This window comes from Microcoleus sp. S28C3 (assembly GCF_036700785.1).
In the GTDB taxonomy this organism is placed as follows: domain Bacteria; phylum Cyanobacteriota; class Cyanobacteriia; order Cyanobacteriales; family Microcoleaceae; genus Microcoleus; species Microcoleus asticus.
Window position 1 is genome coordinate 1 of record NZ_JAUBPO010000012.1, and the last position, 19834, is coordinate 19834.

Here is a 19834-nt window from a genome sequence, read left to right on the forward strand (position 1 = left end):
GCCGCTTTTACCAACAAGGTATGCGGGCTGCAACCCTTATACAGTCTATCTCGTAGACCTCTTTGTCACCCCCCCAGGAAATAGACAGATCCTTCTAACTCCCAATGAGGTAAATTTCTGTAAGTAACTTTTAATTGAGCATCTCTGAGTTTAAGCGGCAGACTAGAACCCTGTCCCACAAAAAGCTGATATTGACCTGTGGGGTGGGCATCTTTCCCGCCCAAATCCTGATTGCTTGCCTGACTCAAATTTTCGCGAATCATATGACTAAGTACAACCGCAACTTAGTATAAAATAGCCTAAAAAAAGCAAAATCTCAATACCCTTACCGATGATTTTTGTAAAGTCTTTAAGCCTTGTGGGGTGGGCATCTTGCCCACCCCAAATATGCAAGTTAAATGGTCACAACTCCTCTCATCTTCAAAATCTTCTCTGCCGCACTTTCAGATACCGGCATCACCGATAACCGATTGCCTTTCCTCACCAGCAAAATCTCATCAGCGCTAAACTTTTGTTTCAGTTCATCCAAAGATATTAACTTAGCAAATTCCTCAACAAACTCAACTATCACAGTTTGCCAGCGAGGAGAATCAAACGGCGATTTTGGATCGTAATATTCGCTATTCATATCGAACTGACTCGGGTCAGCAATTTCAGTTTCCACGACACGCGCTAACCCGACAATTCCCGGTATTTTAGTATTAGAATGGTAAAAAAATACTAAGTCTCTCCGACTCATTTCTCGCATAAAATTGCGCGCTTGATAGTTGCGAACGCCATCCCAAATGGAAGTGCGATCGCCCTTCAAGTCCGCAATACTGTAAACATCGGGTTCCGACTTCATCAGCCAATAATTCATAGAATATCTTTCCGCTTCTGCAACCACAGAGTCAACATCAAATAAACAAAAATATGCACGCACAAAATACCCCAGTTCAAACCCAAATTTTCCCACGTTGGATCGTAAACAGGAGTAGGCTCAAAGGGCTGAGGAAGTATGCTGCCGTCCGGTAATGTAGTAGGTGCGGGAACCATCCCATTCACATTAACTAAAGAGCCGTAAGCACCCACAGACCAGCGGCTTAACATCAGCCAAGAAAACTTGCTCGCCACACCTTCCATCTTAAACAAAACTCCCGAAAAAATAATCTGAGGCAGCAATAATAGAGGCAAAGCACTGTTAGCTTGAGAGCTATTTTTAACAAGCGCAGAAACGACTAATCCGAGACTTATGCAGCTCATTAAAGTTAGGAATGTGGTAATACTTGCTCCCACAGGCCAGGAAATAAAACTCGGTTCGGGGGATTTAAAGGCACTCAGAATAACTCCTACCATTAACAGCGTTTGCAATACTGCCAAACCGGAAAGTATGAAAAATTTTGAACCTAAATAAGCAAACAATCCTAAATTTACCAAACGTTCGCGCAAATAAATAGCAGATTCTTTTACAATTTCTTGCAGAGAAGTTGCCAGTCCCACCCAAATAGCCGCGCAGGTAAATACAAACAAAACTCTGAGCGCTAAAGGTGCTAAAGTTGCCTCCGGCGCTCCAATTAACGGGTCTTTGTCTCTGACGGCCAACCGCAGCAAACTAATGCCGCTCGGCGCTGTTAAAAGAGCCAAACTCAAGTTAACTAAGTCGCGGGAAATAAGCTGAAAATAGCGCTGGGCGAGCAAAACGAGTTGTTTTACAAAAGATACAGATTTTGGCACAGAAGGTGCAGAGGGTGTTTTTCCACCGGGGTTGCCGATGCTGAAGTGGTTGACAATATAGCGCTGATAGTAGGGAGATTGTTTAAACTTTTCCGCCCAGATTAAAACGTTGTTTTCTCCTGTTTCTAATTCGTTGTAAATGTCTGCAAAATCGCCAGTTTTGACATCGAAAAAATCGAGCGCTTCCCTAGGCGGGCCGAAGTAACAGAGGCGTCCGCCGCGACCCATAAAAACGATACGATCGCACATCGTGATATTTGCCGTCGCGTGAGTCACCAGAATCACCGTCCGGCCTTGATTTGCCAACTTTCGCAGCAGTTGCATCATCTTCTTATCCAAACCCGGATCTAGTCCTGAAGTCGGTTCGTCTAAAAAGAAAAGTTTCGGGTCTGCTAACAGTTCAACTCCGATGCTGACCCGCTTCCGCTGTCCGCCGCTAAGCTGTTTTACTAAAGCCTTGCGGCGGTGAGTCATTTCAATATCTTCTAAAGTTTTTGCGACTACCTGATTGACATCTGTATCGGGAGGTAATCGCAATTTAGCTGCATAACTCAAGACTTCTTCTACTTTTAAATCTGCGTGAACTATATCATCTTGAGGCACGTAACCGATTTGATTGCGGTAAATATTGAAGTTTTGGCGCAGGTTATCGCCGTTGAGAAACACAGCGCCGTTAGTAGTTTTTTCAATGCCTAAAAGCGTCCGCATTAAAGTAGATTTTCCCGCACCGCTACCGCCGACTAAAGCCACAAACTGCCCCGGTTCGATCGCCAAAGTGATGCCATCCAAACGCTTTGGAATCACCAGACTGTCAGCATCCAAACGAATTTGATTGCCGGAGTCTTGCATCTCCAACTCACCGCTGCGGTAAGTTAGAGTAAACGGGCCGATCCGAATTGCATCTCCATCGGACAATTGTACGGAATTTGTGACTCGCTGACCGTGCACAAAAACCCCGTTAACGCTGTGGTCTCGCAAAATATAATTGCCGCGACTGTCTTGGTCAATTGTGGCGTGGCGTCTAGAAACAAGCGGCGCATCTAATTGCAGCGAAGCGTTTGGATCGCGGCCCAACAAAACCGACCGATTCTTAAGAAGAATTGACTGCTTGCTAGGGACAGCAACCTGATTCGCCAGCGGATTAAAATAACTCAGCAAAACTTGATTTTGAGGATCGAGACCGATTTTAATTTCTGTACCGTCTTTCAGACAATAACCGTCATTGGGAGTGATGCGAGTGCGATCGACAAATAAGCCATTAGTGCTCGGTCGCTGCCCGTCACCGTCGTAAATCCAGTAATTATCCCCAATTTGGCGCAAAACAGCGTGAACGCCGGAAACTGCCCGCCAAGCATCGGGAATGACTAAATCAGCACGAGTGCGATCGCGCCCCAATACGTGCTGCTGCTGTTTTAACTCTAACTGTAAAACCTCCCCTTGATTGCTTAATACTAAATACGGTCGATCGCTTAAAGCAGTCAGTTGTCCTATATTGCCTGTCATACTTCAATCGCGGTTTTTGCACTCACTTTTGTCAGCATATCAAAAGTAGGACAACAATACACTTATATTAAGCAAGTCTACTTACCAACAACCGACAAACTGCGAAGCCGATTAATTGCCGCCGCCAATTCAAACCGTCGAAACATGGCAAAATCCCCTTCAGGAAAAGGCGATAAAATATTCATCCCCTGCGCGTCAATATCTGCCATAACCAAATCTATGATTTCCGACAAAGTGCGTTTCCCGTCCGTGTATTGCTGCTTAGCATAAACCATTGCCGCAGCGATCGCCCTTAACTGTCCGCTGTCCACAATTTGCTCAACAGCACCCAAATCAATCTCCTCAGTTCCGAAAGCCAATTCATCAACATCCCGCACCTTCACCCGCACATCTCGCCGTCCCCGACTCGGATCTAAACTAGCAGGAACCGGCACTCTTTGAGTAATCTCACCAAAATATTCTCCCCCTTCAGCAGCACGGCTAATCGAGTAATTATTAGCAATCTCTTTAGCTTTTTCAGTCACGTTATCTGCTTGAAAATTATCCATTGCAATCACAGTATCCGCCACATCAAAATAATCGCCGCTTCCCCCCATTACTAAAATAGTCGATACGCCATAATCCGCATACAATTGTCTCACTTTATCAATAAACGGCGTAATCGGTTCCTTATTCTTGGCGATGAGTTCTTGCATTCGGCGATCGCGAATCATGAAATTCGTCGCCGCCGTATCCTCATCCACCAATAAAACAGGCACTAAATCCCCTTCTGAAATAGCGACTAATTCCGTCTCTAAAACAAAAGACTGAGCTTCTTCCCTCTTCCCTCTTCCTTCTTCCTTCTTCCCTCTTCCCTCTTCCTTCTTCCTTCTCCCCACTTCCAAAGCCTCAATAATATTAGCAGCTTGCGACGTGCTACCGCTCGCATTTTCAGTATAAAATTGTGCAGTATCTCTACCTTGTGGCAAGTGGTTAATAAAAGGCGAAATATCAACTCCCGCCACACTTCTGCCATCTTCCGCCCTAATTTTAACCGCCGCCGGATTACTCACCACAAATTCCCGGCCATCTCCCGGAATTCGGTTGTAAACTCCCAGCTCAATCGCCCTGAGTAAAGTTGATTTGCCGTGATAGCCGCCGCCAACAATCAAAGTAATGCCAGTGGGAATACCCATACCGGAAATTAAACCGCGATTCGGACAATTCAAGTCAACTTTTAACGACGGTGGCGACTGAAAAGCCACAGCATTATTTAACAAAGGACTGTTGTCAACACCGCTGCGGCGGGGTAAAATAGAACCGTCAGCCACAAACGCAACTAATCCTTTTTCAGCTAACTGTTTCCGCAGCCAGTCAGCATCTTCTACAGTTTCAACATGACGGCGACATTCAGCAGCATTTAAGTTAGCATACTCCAGAGATTTGCTGACAATTTCCGGGATATCTTCGCACAGCATTTCAGCAGCTTGTCGCCCTAAAATACTACGTCCACTCGCTGGAAGTCCGACGGCAAATCGCAGTTCAACTCCTCCTAAATCTTCAAGATCGGATGTATTTGAGGAAATGATAAATGCGGAAGTTCGTTCTAAAACTTCTTGTCCGAAGCGAGTCACTGCAATCATACCACTTTTCCCTGTGCCGCGTTTGCTGCTGATGCTGTAGGCTGCTTTGTCAAACTGGCGAGTTAGGTAATCTCTGAGGGCTATTTCTCGACTGCGAGAGTGGAAAAGTTGACAAGGAATTTGAGCAATGTTGGGGGGAACTCTGACTCTAAATTTACTGGGAGAAGCAAACGGATCTCCCTGCACGTAATCAATAATTAATGTGAATTCAGAAAAGTCGTAGTTACCTTGAATGTCTTTGTAGGCTTTGTAACCTCGATTATCTAGTTGCAATAAATGCCGTTGCAGACTTTCTTTGTTAATCATTTGTTATTAGTTATTTGTTATTAATTAATTTGTTATTAGTTATTTTAGCTGCTTCCTAGGCTCTGCCTGGGAACCGATGTCCAGAGGGTCTGCCTCGCTTGCTTTGAGTGGGAAAATCGGAGGCAGAGCCTCCGGATATGCGTTAGCAGGCAGAGCTTGGTAAGAAGTAGATTACCAATTAGCGAATTTGCAATAATTTAGCAGTAGCATTAACAACAATTTGAGCAGAACCGGCGAAAAAAGGTCGATCGATAGTTGCTAATGTATCGCTAGATTGGTGATAGTGGGGCGATCGCAAATTTGCAGTATCCGTCACCAACACAGCACCAATCCCTTTATACCAGAAAGGCGCGTGGTCGCTCCGCAAAACATCGGGAGTCAGCAACCCTTTCAGGGGAACCGGCAGCGCCACCACCGGCGGCAAATCGGCTTTTCCAGACTCCGCAAAACTTTTCAACAGCAGCGGATGTTCCGCATCCCCAATCACAGCGATAAACTCGCCTTTGTCGGGAGATTTTACCCCCGATGCTTCTAGAAAAGGTTGCGCTGTCAATCCTTCGGGATATTGCTGGCATCCGGACGTGCGGCACGCATAACCTACCATATCGAGGACGATCGCTCCCTGCAAATTTTTTAACCGCGCCTCGCTACCAGTGAATGCTAAACTGCCTAAAAGTCCGATTTCTTCCCTGTCGAAAAATGCTACTTGCAATGTCCGAGGTGTGGGGCGGGAACCCAGCAATCTTGCTACTTCTAAAACTACAGCAACTCCCGTCGCATTGTCGTCAGCGCCTGGGGAGTTTGGCACAGTATCGTAGTGTGCTGCGACTAAAATTGAACCTGCGTTTGAGTCAGTTCCTTTTCTCTCAGAGAAAACGTTGATTCCGCGATCGAACGACTGCAAATCCGGGGAAAATCCTAATGTTTGCAGTTGTTGGGAAATGTAGTCTCTAGTAAAAGAGCGAGATCGTTCTCCCTCGCGTTCTCCTGCTAAAGTTTCGACGTGTTTCCACAACCGGGACTGGTCAATTGGGGGCAAAGAAAAAGCATCATTTTCAGCAGGAGGCGGTAAGGGAGAAGGATTTTGGGAAGTGTGGATATTGCGATCGATCGAAACTTCGGGTACAGCCGACAACCGTTGCCACGAGTGAGAACCCCAACCCGCAACCGTCACCGCAACCAGAATAAATAGCGCTATCCAAATCAATTGTTTCATCAGTAAGTCTATTTGAGATTTTAGACAAAGCTTACGCACTCCTCACTCTCATAAACCGCGTTTTTTAGAGGGAGTCCGGGCTGCAACGAAGTTTTCTCGTACAACCCAGTTAATGCGTCCAGGACTGTTAGATTTTATATTTTATATTGACACCATAGTTAAAAATAAACCTGTTTCAAAAAATGAGACTCAAATTTTTTAACATTAGCTACAGCTAAGGCAGAACCAGGTTGTATACTTTTTGATTACAAGATAATAACCTAGGTAAAAACCTTTGAATTTCGCCGTCGAATATCTTGCTTATTGGAGCCTTCGACGGCGACATCCAACCCTACTAATTTACCTTTAAAATTCACAGTTTAACACTACTTTTTTTCCCACTCAATCTCCTTATTTTCCAATATCAACCCGCTGCTGCTGGGGAAAGCATAAGGAATTGTTTTTGCCGAAAATTCAACTATTTGAGTGGGTTGTTGAAACCACTCGGAATAACTGGGATTGAGTTGATCGTACAGTGCTTTTAAAGCTTGGATCTCTGCTTCTAGCTGCGCTGCTGCTTGATTGATTCTGCGAGCTTGTGCTTGCAATCGTTTTTCCCCAGTTTGAACGTGGTTTTCTACTTCTTGCCAGTGCTGTCCAGCCAGCAAGTTTTCTAATTCACCTTGTTTGTAATTGAGTACAGCCTGTTTTTGTTGCAATTGCTTTTCAATAATTTTAGTCTCTCGGTCAATCTCCTGGATTTGCTGCAACCACTGCTCCCCAAAAGCAGCATTTTGCTGGTGGAACTCGGCAATGGCCTCAGGAGTATTATTCTTGGGAAAACTGACTGCCACTCGGCACTCAGAGCGCTGTACGCTAAGTTGGTCCCGCGACTCTTGCAGGGCGGCAACTTCTGCTTGCAGCGTGCGGACTTCTTTTTGGAGTTCTGGGATCGTCTGACTCATTGGTTCAATTAGTGGGTGTCTGCATCGATTTTAAGCTAATTGTTTATTTTTATAACCAATCCCAGCCGCCTCCTTGGAGGAATTATCTAATTTTAGCGCGCTTAGGGCCGGTGTCTGAGCATAATGGCTGAGAATTTGTGGCACAATGGCTGATGACACATTTTAACTTAAGATTAAAATGATAATTATTTACGAACACCAATATTTGGTTGTAAAATCAAATTCAGCCCATAACGTTGGATATGTTTTGTTGTTTACCTCAAGTTAAGAGCGAGTGTGTTCAGGTTTTCTACAGCGCAAAAGCATCTATTTAACATTAGGAACAGGAGCAAATGAAAATTAGATATCGATTAATTTTGGCATCTTTAACTGCTGCTATTTTTGGTGTGGAATGTTGCATTAATGCAAAAATATTGCTGCCAAGTGTAGGGGATAGAGACGGCCGCGCTCTAGGAGAAAGTTTGGTTGCGCCTGAGAAATTTAGCTATTTGCGATCGGCATCTCACCCTCCTGCTTCTGTAAGCGCCGACTTATTTTTAGGAAAATTATCCCGCATAGAACCAGTAAATTTACCCAGCAACAATTTTATACAATCTGAGGAAATTCCTGAAAAAGAGCGTAGTTTTAAGTTAAAAATAATCGCTTATCTAGCTGTTATTTCTGTAGTAATCTCCTTATTAATTAGGACGAATAGAGTAAATATCTTATCCAAAGCTATCGGGTTAATCAAAACGAAGTCTGAAACAGGGAAAGACAAGTTACCAGAAGGAGAAAAAGTGTTGCCTCCAAAAAAAGAACAGGATATCTGGGATACTATTACCACAATGACCCAAGATTTGCAGCAAACTGCCGAATATGCCCTCGATATTTGCGAGGAAATGAACGTCTCGATAATTGCGACCACCCCGGGCGGTCATATTCTGTCGTTAAACCAAGCTACCTGTAAACTTTTGGGATACTCTAAAAAAGAGTTGTTAGGCAAACCAATAACCGAACTTTTTAATAAAACTGAATTACCTACGCCCGAGTTAGAATCAACAAATTTAACAACCGCAATTTCTGTCTGTAACATAGAAAAAGTCTATTTTTCCAAACATGGAAAAAAAATAATTGTACTGCTTTCTATTTCCACTATTCGCAACGGCAAAGGCGAGGTCAGCGGCCAGTTGTACATAGCACAAGATCTTACCGACAGCAAGCGGGCTGAAAGAAATTTGCGGCGCAGTGAAAAAAAGTTCCGGCAACTGATAGAAACTGTTAATGCAGCAGCATTGATCTATCACGGCAGACAGTTGCGCTATGTCAATTCTCAGACAGAAGCTCTGACTGGATATACTCGCAAAGAATTGCTAGGGTTGGATTTATACGACTTAATTCATCTAGATTTTATAGAAATAGTTAAAAACTGGGGTAAATGCAGCCAGCCACCAGCAAGCGCCGGCTCAAAATATGAAATAAAAATTCTCACGAAAACAGGAGAAGCCCGCTGGATTGAAGCAACTGTAGATATTATTAAATTTGAAAGAAAAACGTCAATATTAATTACAGCGTTTGACATCAGCGATCGCAAATTAGCAAAGTTAGAACTAGAAACATCTATTTCCTTGCTTCAGGCAACCATTGAATCAACAGCAGACGGCATTCTGGCGGTTGACGGCCAAGGAAAAGTTGTCAGCTTTAACCGTAAGTTTGCCCAAATGTGGCGGTTGCCAGATTTCCTGCTCGATTTGAGAGATAACAACCAAATTTTGGGTTTCGGAATCAACCAGTTAAAATACCCGGAAATCTTTCTCAACCGCGCTAAAGAATTGTCCGAGCGCCCGGCAGCAGAAAGTTTCGATATCATCGAATTTAAAGATGGCAGAATCTTGGAACGCTACTCGCTGCCACAGCGCACGGGAGGCCAAATTACTGGTCGAGTATTCAGCTTTCGGGATGTAACGGAACGCGTGCAATCCGAAGACAAGCTGCGCAAAAGCGAAGAACGCTTTCACCTGCTGACGCGGGCGACCAATGATGCAGTATGGGATTTTGATTTATTAAAAAATGAGTATTGGTTGAGTAAAGAGTTTGAAAACGTTTTTGGATATAAACTCAACGAAACTCAGACGATAGAATTAGAATCCTGGTGGCTAAATATTCATTCTGAAGAACGAGAAAAAGTGATGTTAAGCTTCAATGAAGCAATGAACTCAGACGCTCAATGTTGGTCAGAGGAATACAGCTTCCACCGTGCAGGCGGGGGATATGTTTTTGTGCTCGATCGCGGGTATATCATCCGCAATGAAAGTGGCAAAGCAGTAAGGGCGATCGGCACGATGATGGACATCACTCAGCGCAAGCAAGCTGAAGAAATTATCCGCTATCAAGCTGTTTACGACCAACTCACCGGTTTACCGAACCGGATACTTTTTAACGAGCGGCTGCTGGCGTCATTAAAAAAAGCTAAAACAACAAAAAAAATGCTAGCTGTGATGTTTTTAGACTTAGACAGATTCAAAAAGATTAATGATACACTAGGTCACGCTGCGGGCGATCGCCTGTTAGAAGGTTTTGCCGGACGCATCAGCGACACTTTGCGATCGACTGACACGGTTGCCCGCTGGGGAGGCGACGAATTTACCGTACTGCTTCCCGACATCAATTGCTTAGAAGATGCAGTTAAAACAGCTCAAAGAATACTCAACAATTTAAAGCCAGCATTTAAACTAGAAGAACAGGCGTTTCACGTCAGCAGCAGCATCGGCATAGCCCTTTATCCGGATGACGGTGAAGATGCCGAAACTTTAGTCAAAAATGCCGATGCCGCCTTGTACCGCGCTAAAGAAAAGGGAAGAAATAACTATCAGTTATATACTTCAACAATTAATCCCCAAGGCAGCCAGTTGCTAACTATAGAACACAGGCTGCACGAGGCTCTAGAAAAAGGAGAATTCGAGGTTTTCTACCAGCCAAAAGTCAACATCACTACTTGGAAAATTCAGGGTATGGAAGCCCTCCTGCGCTGGCAACATCCAGAATTAGGTTTAGTTACTCCCGCTACATTTATCCCGATCGCCGAAGAGAACGGACTAATTGTATCCATTGGGGAATGGGTGCTGCAAACTGCCTGCACTCAAAATAAAGCTTGGCAGGATGCTTTGCAGCCAGATTTGCGGGTAGCAGTCAACGTTTCGGCTCGGCAGTTCCAGCAATTTAATTTATTAGAAATGGTAGCGAACTGCTTGGAAAAAACTGGTTTAGCACCCAAGTATTTAGAGTTAGAAATTACTGAGACTACAGCAATGCAAGATGTGGATTATACCACAACTGTTCTGAGGGAATTGCAGAATATGGGAGTGCAGATTGCGCTGGACGATTTCGGCACGGGTTATTGTTCTTTAAATTATCTCAAAAAGTTTCCCTTGAATATCTTAAAAATAGACAGGTCGTTTGTCAGCGAACTGACGACCGATCCGTGCGAACGGGCGATCGCCAATGCTGTAGCGACCCTGGGGCGAGATTTGAACTTGAGTGTTGTAGCCGAAGGAGTAGAAACTAAAGAGCAGTTGGAGTGTTTGCGATCGCTCCACTGTCAAGAAATTCAGGGTTATTATTTCAGCCCTGCACTATCAGCCAATGATGCTAGCAAGCTATTGGTAAATTCTCAGTTGCGACAAGTAAAAACTGCATGATACTTATCGGTGAGGGCGATCGGGTTTTAAGATTATTGAATGTTTAATTTTATGTATGAAAGTATATTAAGTGCGCGAGTAAAGGAGAGTGTCACGATCCAAATCAACCAGCGAAAACTAATCTTTCGAGGAATACCTCAGCTATCAAGACAATACCGACAACCGCTACGAATTGATTGATGGAAAGTTAATCGCGCGGCCGCCAGAATTAGAACCAAATACCGCTATTGCCAACTATTTATTTTTGGTGCTAGTTAAGGTTGGCATCCCTTGGCGGCTCATCAAAACGCATAACTGCGAAATCCAGGTTCCTATCTTGCGGGGCGATGCAGCTAACCGCTATCTCGACTTGGTAATTCTCACCGCAGAGCACATCCCCCTGACGGCAAACAGGCTGACTTTCACCCTCAATATACCTGCCCCTCAGTTGGTAGTTAAGGTCGTCAGTCCCGGCAGAGTCGGGAACGGGAGTACGATCCTCTTCGAGGGCTTCGCCAACGCAAACGAGCTCAGTCCTCCGCCTGTGGCATCCCGGAGTATTGGATTGTTGACCCCTTTCTCTCACAAGCGTTAAATAGGTGAAAATCCAAGCAAACAAATTAACGCCAAGCTCGATCAATTATCCTAAGAAAGCCGATTTGACTGAGTTTCATCAGCAAGCAATTGGGATGCTGATTCCCGTCTTGCCATCAGCCACCGTCTGCGTTTCCAATTCACCAAACCAGTGATTAATAAAACGGTGGGTATAAAACCGATGAATACATAGAGAATGCGAGTATAAATTCCGCCGAAAAGACCGAAATGAAGAGTACCGATCGCAATCATAAACTTGAACATAGGCGGCGGTTCTACAACCCGATTGACATTCAACACTTTCCCGCTGTATCGGTTCAATTCTACGTTACTCAAAGCAAATCGAATTGACTCGTGAGCAAGTTGCTTGCTAACCGTAATTTTTTCAGCTTGATGTTCGTCAAAAACTACATAAGTCGTTTTTCCATCCGGCATAGCTGCATCAGCTTTGCGTAATAGTTCGCTTAAAGCTACCGGTTGTTTGGCAGGAGGTAATACTTTTGCAACTTGCGGAGGTTGATTGAATGCAAATAGCAGGGCAAAGCCTGAAAGCATGGCACCTGTCGCAGCCAGAATCAGTAAAAATGTACTTGATAAAATGCCTCCGACTTGATGGATGTCGTAACTTAATAACGGTAGTGGCGCCGTTGTGCGAACTGTAAAGCCTCTTTTCAATTTTCGCCAACCAGTCCACAACATTGTCCCTGTAATTACGATTAGTAAAAATAGCAAACCCGTCACGCCGACAATCACCGATCCTACTTTACCAAGGGCTAATTTGGAGTGCAAATTGTAGATAAATCCCATTAGCGATCGCTCCCATTTTCTCACCCCTAAAACCTTAGCCGTGTAGGGATTGACAAATGTATCTAGGTTTTCCCCGTCTTTGGCTTTTATTGTTACCTGATAGCTGCCATCCGGCGTTTGAGGAAAGCGAATCGACTCTAGAGGGAAGTCAGGATAAGCAGCTTGAACTGGCGCAACTATGTTATCAAGGGATACTAGTTTTGCTTGGGGAACAACTCGCATTAAAGATGGGTTAATTCTGCGATCGAGTTCTTGGTGAAAGACAATGGCGCTACCTGTCAAACTAATGATACTTAGTAATAGCCCGATTGCGATCGCAATCGCACCATGTATTGTTACTATTGGTTGGCGAACTTTCATATTTTTTCACTCTTTATTTAGATAAAAAACGTATTTAGCGGTAGGTTAATGACACTAGCTGTGAGATTTTAAACGGCGATAATTAGCCATCAAAACTATACGGAAACCGTGGACTCTGCCTCTGTTAAGCTAATGGTCATAGCAGGTATTGGGTTCAGTTCTGAGTTAACCATTCTAAGAGCGTTGGCGGAGGCCAAATGCGTCCGCCCTCGCGCCGTGCTTAAAATGCCTTTGTTAGCGTTACTTCGCACTGCTCAGCTTTCAGGCCGTGCAAAATATTAGAAAGAAAAACCACGTCACTCACTCTCCTTTGCCACATTTTGTTTTGCCGCCACCGCAATAAGTCGCAAACCAAGGACTGAATTTAGCCGGATCTTCTTTATCGTTGGTTATATTCACAAGCGTTGCAAAGCTAGATGGCTTACTGGCATACCGAAAGTGCATATGTATTGGTTCGCCATTTAATTCACCGTGCGGCGGGACGAAACTCAGATACTGGAACTGATTGCAGCCTGGATCTTGCTTTTCCTGTTTCGCTAACTCAAATAAATCCCAAGCTACTTTGTACTCTTTGTAATACTTGGAATCGGGAGTTGCACCCATGTAGACGTACTGGCAGTTGCGCGCGATCGGTTTTTTACCGGCTGCATCTGCGTAGAAGCTGAATTTCTCCATTTTCTCGATATCAATGCGTTTGGGATTGCGCGGATCTTTGACAGAGTTCTGGTGTTCTGCGTTGAGATTAAACACGCCATTAAATCCTAAATAAGGGACTTTGTAGGCATTGAGGGAGAGAACCTGAGTTGTTACAGGCGACGGGGGCACGATTTTCTGGGGCGCTTGCGGGGCTGTCTTTTCAGAGGTGCTAGAAGCGTTTGTCGGGGCTGCCCCGTCGGCCGGTTTAGTCGCTTCAGGTATATCTGATGCGGCTTGACAGGCGATCGCCACTACCGCAGTTAAAGCTAGAATTGTTTTGAGTTGAAATCGTTTCATGGATATCTCCTTGTAGAAAATTTAGAGTGCGATCGAGTCGCTGCCAACTCGCAAAATAACTCTCAAAACTGTATGGAAAATGAAGCAATTACTGTCAGTGGTTCACCAAGCTGATTGCTGGACGAGCGGCTATTTCGGACAGATTCAATGTAGTCGATATCGAACAAATTTTTGATGTTGATAGAAGCTCGCCAATTATCCCGCTGATAAAAAACAGCAGCATTGGGAACGAAATAACTACTTGCTTGAAAGCTGTTAGCTAAATCCCCTTGTCTTTCGCCAACAAAGTTGAATCCAACCCCAAAACCTAAACCCTGCAAATTGCCGCTTTGAATTTCATAAGTTGTCCACAGACTAGCGCTGTGTTTGGGAACATTAAACAATCTGTTGCCAACCAGAGATCGGTCTGTATCTGCTGTAACTTCCGCGTCAGTGTAGGCGTAAGCGGCAATCACATTCCAACCGGGCAAAATTTGTCCGGCTACGTCTAATTCAACTCCTCGACTCCGCTGTTCCCCAGAGGCAATTGAAGACAAAGGATTATTCGGATCGGCTACAGCAACGTTTTGTTTTGTAATGTCAAAGTATGCCAAAGTAGCAAGTAGCCTTCTGTCGAGCAACTCAGCTTTGACACCGACTTCGTACCCCGATCCTGTTTCGGGTTCGATGAGACCGCCGCCGGATGTTGTTTCCGAACCCGGATTGAAAGATCGCGAATAGCTGGCATAAAGAGAAAGTTCTGGGATGGGTTGATAAACAATCCCTACACGGGGGGTAAAATCATCGTAATTTTGAGTTGTTTCGCTCGCATCTGGGTTGGAAGTACCCGGAATTACTCGGTTTTTTTGCTCTGCGGTGTCATAGCGAAGCCCTGCTAGCAGCTTTAAATTCTCGAAAATTGAAATTTGATCTTGCACGTAGAATCCATATCGGCTTGTCTCTACATCATTCCCACCAAAGCCAGCTAGTGTACCCTCGTCTGGTTTGGGAACTTGACCGTAAACCGGATTGAAAATATCGAGGGGAATTGCTGTTTCAAAATCCCCTACTGAGAAAATTCTTTCATCGTTGTAACTGATGTCTGCACCGAAAATGAGAGTGTGGTCGACTGAACCTGTAGCAAATTCGCCAACGAAGTTTGTTTGGAGGGCGTAGTTTTTATTTTGCCCGTCTTGAGAAGCCCAGAAGCGAGTAACGGTGCCAGTTTCTTCATCAAAGTCAAATGGAAGAGCGAGTACGTTGTAATCGTAGTTGTAGGATGAATAGCGAAACGCATTCCGCAACTTCCAGTTCTCGCTGAAACGGTGCTCGAAATTGTAGGCAACATCGAAGTATTGGGTTCCTATCATCTCATCACGTTCGCCGCTAATACGATCGCGCGGAACGTCAACAATCCGATTGCCAAGAACAGGCAGTCCATCATCAGGATCTAGCTTATCATCGATGTATTCTAGGGAAACTGTCAAGTCGGTGCGATCGCCAATTCTCCAGGTAAGTGTTGGCCCAATAAACAAGCGCTCGTCGTTTTGTTCGTAGCCTCGAAAATTCTCAGTTGTTTGGTACAATCCGTTCAGGCGGTAAAGCAGGTTGCCATCTGAGGTTAAGGGGCCGGAAATGTCAAAGCGGGGGCTGACAAAATTCCTGCTTCCGAGTTGCAGTTCAGCTTCGTAGAAAGGTTCTGACAGCGGTTTTTTGGATACTAAGTTAATTAAACCCCCCGGTTGAATTTCGCCATACAATATTGAAGCCGGCCCTTTAAGAACTTCAACGCGATCGAGGTTGGCGACTTCTGGAATAGTTTGAAAAGAACCGTACTGCCTAAACCCATCTCGCAAGATAGGAGCATTGTTAAAACCTCGAATGCCGAAAGTGCTGCCTCGGCCTGTAGAGCTTCCGCCGTATGTGACACCGCTAACGTTGCGCAATGCTTCTTCGATTCGCACGACTTGTTGATCTTCAATCACGTCTTGGGGGATAATTTGAATTGACTGAGGAATATCGCGAATTGGCGTGTCGGTGCGGGTGGCGGAGGAAGCATTGGGGATGACATAGGGAGTTTGCTGACGGGCGGTGACTGTGATATTAATATCTTCTTGGGGACTGGGTGTCACGCCTAAAACTAATCCCCGATCGCTGTTTACTACCTCTGATGTCGGTGCTGCTTTTATGCCAGTTACACTCACTTGAATCCGATTGCCTTCCAACTGAGTTACTGTTACGGATGCAATTCCTCGATCGGCACTAGAAGCTTGAAATCCCGCACCTGAAGGTAAAGCTAATTGGGCATTTTCAATATCTGCGATCGCGCTTTTTCCCTCTATTGTGGTCGTAGCTTGCAGCACTTGCCCGTCAGGTGTCTCTAGAATTACTTCTAAACCGCTGGCAGTTGGGTTCAATCGCACGCCCGTTACTTGTACAACTGATTGAGAGATTTTCACAGTATCGTCCAAACCTCTAAAACTCAGTACCGACGGACGCAATAGCCCTTGGGCGCTGGTGCTGGGTTGTTCTATTTCGTCAACTTTAGGAATGGATCTCGTCGGTATTGATAGCCCAGCGGCTACTGGTGGAGGATTGGGGATAGAGGTAGAGCGATCGTCATTGTCAGAAATATTTTGCGTCAACAGGGGATTGGGTTGGCGAAATTCGTCCTCCGCAGTTTGCTTTGTTTCAAGCTTTTCACTTTTAATCGACGACTTCTTAAGGGAGAGTTCTGGCCGTGCCCCAAGAGCGCGATCGGGCAAGGGTTGAGGCAATTCCTCTGACTCGCCCGGACGCTCGAAAGGCGTTGGTGTCTGGCGGCTCGATCGCGATGCTTCAGTTAAGTCCTCTTTAGCAGCGTCAGCCGCCACAGACGGCGCGGTACCAATACTCAGCAGTGCAACGCACGCCAACGGTAAATACAGTTTCATCGGAACACCACACACCGGTAATATTTTTGGGTTGCTACGCAATTAGTAAGGGTCGCGGTCAACAAGCCAGCAGTTTATTGCTAATATTTGCAGTAACTTCGTCGAAATAAAATAACTCTGCTGCCAATGTCAAGTAAATCTGCAACTTTTTTTTGATAAAGCCTATTCCAGGTTTATGAAGTGTAGTAGGGACACGGCTGGGCCCCGTATCCCTAGGAGGATCGAACGGTAGGGGCGTCTACTTCATAAACGTGGAATCTGCTGTAAGTAGCGAGGACTTGAGCTATAAGCTTCGGACTTAAGTCTTGGAGCGGTCTTTCGGCTTAAGTTGACATCTCGTCGTCGGCTCGCTCTAATCAAGAACTAATCTTAATAAGCTCTTGCGACAGAAGCAAGAAAAACTTTTTGAGGAGGAACATAGATCGGGCGATCCAACCCCGCTGGATCCGACTCGCCGGGAAGTCCCCACCTAACATTCCTATAGGTAGGGACTTCCCGGCGGTTTTGTTAAAACTTAAAATAGTGTGCAGAATAACGGACTTGCACCTAAAGACAGAGGAAAATAGCGCTACTCCAACATAAAAGCTTTGTCTATGCAGCCAATTCGCACATTTAACGTTTCCCCCTCGCTACCGACAATTCTCGAACCCCTGCGCAAGCTTGCCTACAATTTGCACTGGGACTGGAACGTCGATACCAAAGACCTCTTCCGCCGCCTCGATCGAGACCTGTGGGACTCCAGCAACCAAAACCCGGTGCTGATGCTCGGAACCATATCTCAAGAGCGACTGCAAGAAATGGCAGAAGACGAAGGCTTCATCGCCCAAATGAACCGAGCCGCCCAGCAGTTAGACGATTACCTCAAAAATCGCGCCTGGTACCGCAAACAGCGCGGCACAGAGCTGCAAGAATGCTATGCTTACTTTTCGATGGAATTCGGCTTAGTTAAAGCCCTACCGATCTATTCCGGCGGTTTGGGCGTGCTCGCGGGCGACCACCTCAAATCAGCTAGCGATTTGGGCTTGCCCTTAGTCGGCGTTGGCTTGCTTTACCAAGAAGGTTATTTTTCGCAGTATCTCAACGCCGACGGCTGGCAGCAAGAACGCTATCCGCTCAACGATTTCTACAATATGCCGCTGCACCCAGAACGCAATCCCGACGGTTCGGAATTGCGGATTGAGGTGGACTATCCCGGCCGCAAGGTGTATGCCCGAATTTGGCGGGTACAAGTGGGAACGGTTCCTTTGTACCTGATGGATACAAATATTGAACCTAACAGCCGCTACGACCAAGATATTACCGACCAACTGTATGGCGGTGATAAAACTCTGCGGATGCACCAAGAAATCATGCTGGGCATCGGCGGCGTGAAAATGCTCAAGGCATTGGGGCTGACAGTTACTGCTTATCACATGAATGAAGGCCACGCGGCTTTCATGGCTTTGGAACGCATTCGGATGCTGATGGAGGAATATCACCTGAGTTTCGTGGAAGCGGAACAGGTGGTGGTTTCGAGCAGTATGTTTACGACTCACACGCCGGTACCTGCTGGGTTTGACTTGTTCGAGCCGGATATGGTGATGCACTATCTCGATCAATATCCCAAGATTTTTGGCTTGTCGCAAGATGAGTTTCTGGGATTGGGCCGCGAGAATACTCGCGATTTGTCCGGGCCTCTAAATATGGCAATTTTGGCTATTAAAATGTCAAGTTTTGTCAACGGGGTGGCGGCTTTGCACGGTGTGGTGTCGCGCCCGATGTTTCAGGGATTGTGGCCGGGTTTGCCGCAGGAAGAAGTGCCGATTACTTCGATTACCAACGGGGTTCACGCTCGCAGTTGTGTGGCGAAGTCTACTCAGGAGTTGTACGATCGATACCTCGGCCCGGATTGGGAAATGACTCGCAAGGACGATCGACTCTGGGACAGGCTGTCGTCGATTCCTGATGAGGAATTGTGGCGGAATCACGAACGCTGTAGATCGGAGTTGGTGGTGTTCGCACGGGAGTGGCTGCAAAAGACTTTGCGCGAGCGCGGTGCGGCCCAAACGGAAATCGAGCGGGCCCGGGAGGCTCTCAATCCCAAGGTGCTGACGATCGGGTTTGCCCGCCGCTTTGCTACTTACAAGCGGGCTACACTGTTTTTGCGCGATGTCGAGCGAATTATGCGGATCATGCGGGACAGCAACCGTCCCGTGCAGTTTGTGATTGCTGGGAAGGCTCACCCGATGGATATTCCGGGTAAGGAATTGATTCGGGATATCGTTCACTTCATCCGCGAGCACGACACGATGAGCTCGATGGTCTTTTTGCCGAACTACGACATTAACGTCGCTCGGATGATGGTGTCTGGCTGCGATGTGTGGCTGAATACGCCGCGCCGCCCCCGGGAAGCTTCCGGGACTTCGGGGATGAAAGCTTCGATGAACGGTTTACCGAATCTGAGCATCCTCGACGGATGGTGGGATGAGGCTGATTATGTTCGTACCGGTTGGCCGATCGGACATGGGGAGTTTTACGAAGATACTAAGTATCAGGATGAGGTCGAGGCGAATGCTTTGTACGACTTGATGGAAAAGGAAGTTGTACCGCTGTTTTACAACCGGGATGATGATGGAATTCCCCGCGGTTGGACGGCGAAAATGAAGGATTCGATTCGCTTGAATTGTCCTTTCTTTAATACTGCTCGGATGGTGAAGGATTACGCGCGGCGGGCATATTTCCCGGTGAGCGATCGATTCCACACCATGACTTCGGATAATTGCGCTCCCGCCAAGGAGTTGTCTCACTGGAAGAAGCACATTCTCGCGAAGTGGAAGGATATTAAAATTGAGGCTGTTGATATTTCCCAGGATAAGGAAGTTAAGGTCAATCAGTCGATCGCTGTTAAATCTCGGATTAATCTGATGGGATTGACGCCTGCGGACGTGCAAGTCGAACTTTATCAAGGTTCGGTTGATGCTAACGGAAATATCATCGGTGGCGTGCCGGTGGTGATGGAGTATTTGGGAGAAGATTCTCACAATACTAGCCTTTATACGGCTGACATTACTTATACTTCTAGCGGCTTGCAAGGTTTGTCGTTGCGGGTTTTGCCGAAGCACGACAATCTCAGCAGTCCTTATGAAGCTGGCGTGATTCTCTGGGCACATTAGTCAGTTGACTGTTGACTGTTGACTGTTGACTGTTGTCATGCCCTATTCTGTCATTCTTC

At 45.9% G+C, this 19834-nt stretch carries 12 protein-coding genes; 3 read left to right on the top strand and 9 right to left on the bottom strand.

Features of this window, described 5'->3' with window-relative positions:
• Positions 1–65: 65 nt before the first annotated feature.
• The 6 genes from QUA13_RS05685 to QUA13_RS05710 all read right to left on the bottom strand — a co-directional run bounded on the left by QUA13_RS05685 (position 66) and on the right by QUA13_RS05710 (position 7304).
• Entirely contained in the window at positions 66–263 is a 198-nt protein-coding gene (locus QUA13_RS05685) for a hypothetical protein (RefSeq protein WP_333197293.1), read from the bottom strand.
• 131 nt (positions 264–394) lie between these two features.
• Positions 395–859: an EVE domain-containing protein gene (locus QUA13_RS05690; protein ID WP_333197294.1), complete on the bottom strand. Its 465-nt coding sequence runs from the start codon at positions 857–859 to the stop codon at positions 395–397.
• Positions 856–3216: an FHA domain-containing protein gene (locus tag QUA13_RS05695; protein ID WP_333197296.1), complete on the bottom strand. Its 2361-nt coding sequence runs from the start codon at positions 3214–3216 to the stop codon at positions 856–858. The genes QUA13_RS05690 and QUA13_RS05695 overlap by 4 nt, the downstream gene beginning before the upstream one ends.
• A gap of 77 nt (positions 3217–3293) precedes the next feature.
• Complete coding sequence (locus tag QUA13_RS05700; RefSeq protein WP_333197299.1) at positions 3294–5144, bottom strand: ABC-ATPase domain-containing protein; 1851 nt, start codon at positions 5142–5144, stop codon at positions 3294–3296.
• A gap of 178 nt (positions 5145–5322) precedes the next feature.
• Positions 5323–6360, bottom strand: a complete 1038-nt coding sequence (locus tag QUA13_RS05705; RefSeq protein WP_333197300.1) for a M20/M25/M40 family metallo-hydrolase — start codon at positions 6358–6360, stop codon at positions 5323–5325.
• Positions 6361–6725: 365 nt separating this feature from the next.
• On the bottom strand, positions 6726–7304 hold the full coding sequence (locus tag QUA13_RS05710; RefSeq protein ID WP_333197302.1) for a hypothetical protein: 579 nt from the start codon (positions 7302–7304) through the stop codon (positions 6726–6728).
• 332 nt (positions 7305–7636) lie between these two features.
• Here QUA13_RS05710 and QUA13_RS05715 point away from each other — a divergent pair, with 332 nt between their 5' ends.
• Both QUA13_RS05715 and QUA13_RS05720 read left to right on the top strand, forming a co-directional pair.
• Positions 7637–10978, top strand: a complete 3342-nt coding sequence (locus tag QUA13_RS05715; protein WP_333197303.1) for an EAL domain-containing protein — start codon at positions 7637–7639, stop codon at positions 10976–10978.
• A 172-nt stretch (positions 10979–11150) separates the two neighbouring features.
• Positions 11151–11552, top strand: coding sequence for a hypothetical protein (locus QUA13_RS05720; RefSeq protein ID WP_333197306.1), 402 nt, complete (start codon positions 11151–11153; stop codon positions 11550–11552).
• Positions 11553–11602: 50 nt separating this feature from the next.
• On the opposite strand, the gene QUA13_RS05725 is transcribed toward QUA13_RS05720, so the two are convergent.
• From QUA13_RS05725 to QUA13_RS05735, 3 genes are all read right to left on the bottom strand, one after another.
• Complete coding sequence (locus QUA13_RS05725; protein WP_333197308.1) at positions 11603–12718, bottom strand: PepSY-associated TM helix domain-containing protein; 1116 nt, start codon at positions 12716–12718, stop codon at positions 11603–11605.
• A 300-nt stretch (positions 12719–13018) separates the two neighbouring features.
• Complete coding sequence (locus tag QUA13_RS05730) at positions 13019–13711, bottom strand: hypothetical protein (protein ID WP_333197310.1); 693 nt, start codon at positions 13709–13711, stop codon at positions 13019–13021.
• Positions 13712–13773: 62 nt separating this feature from the next.
• Positions 13774–16623, bottom strand: a complete 2850-nt coding sequence (locus QUA13_RS05735) for a TonB-dependent siderophore receptor (protein WP_333197312.1) — start codon at positions 16621–16623, stop codon at positions 13774–13776.
• A 593-nt stretch (positions 16624–17216) separates the two neighbouring features.
• Between QUA13_RS05735 and glgP the strand changes: the two genes are divergently transcribed.
• On the top strand, positions 17217–19775 hold the full coding sequence (gene glgP / locus QUA13_RS05740) for an alpha-glucan family phosphorylase (RefSeq protein WP_172188861.1): 2559 nt from the start codon (positions 17217–17219) through the stop codon (positions 19773–19775).
• The last annotated feature ends 59 nt before the right edge of the window (positions 19776–19834 follow it).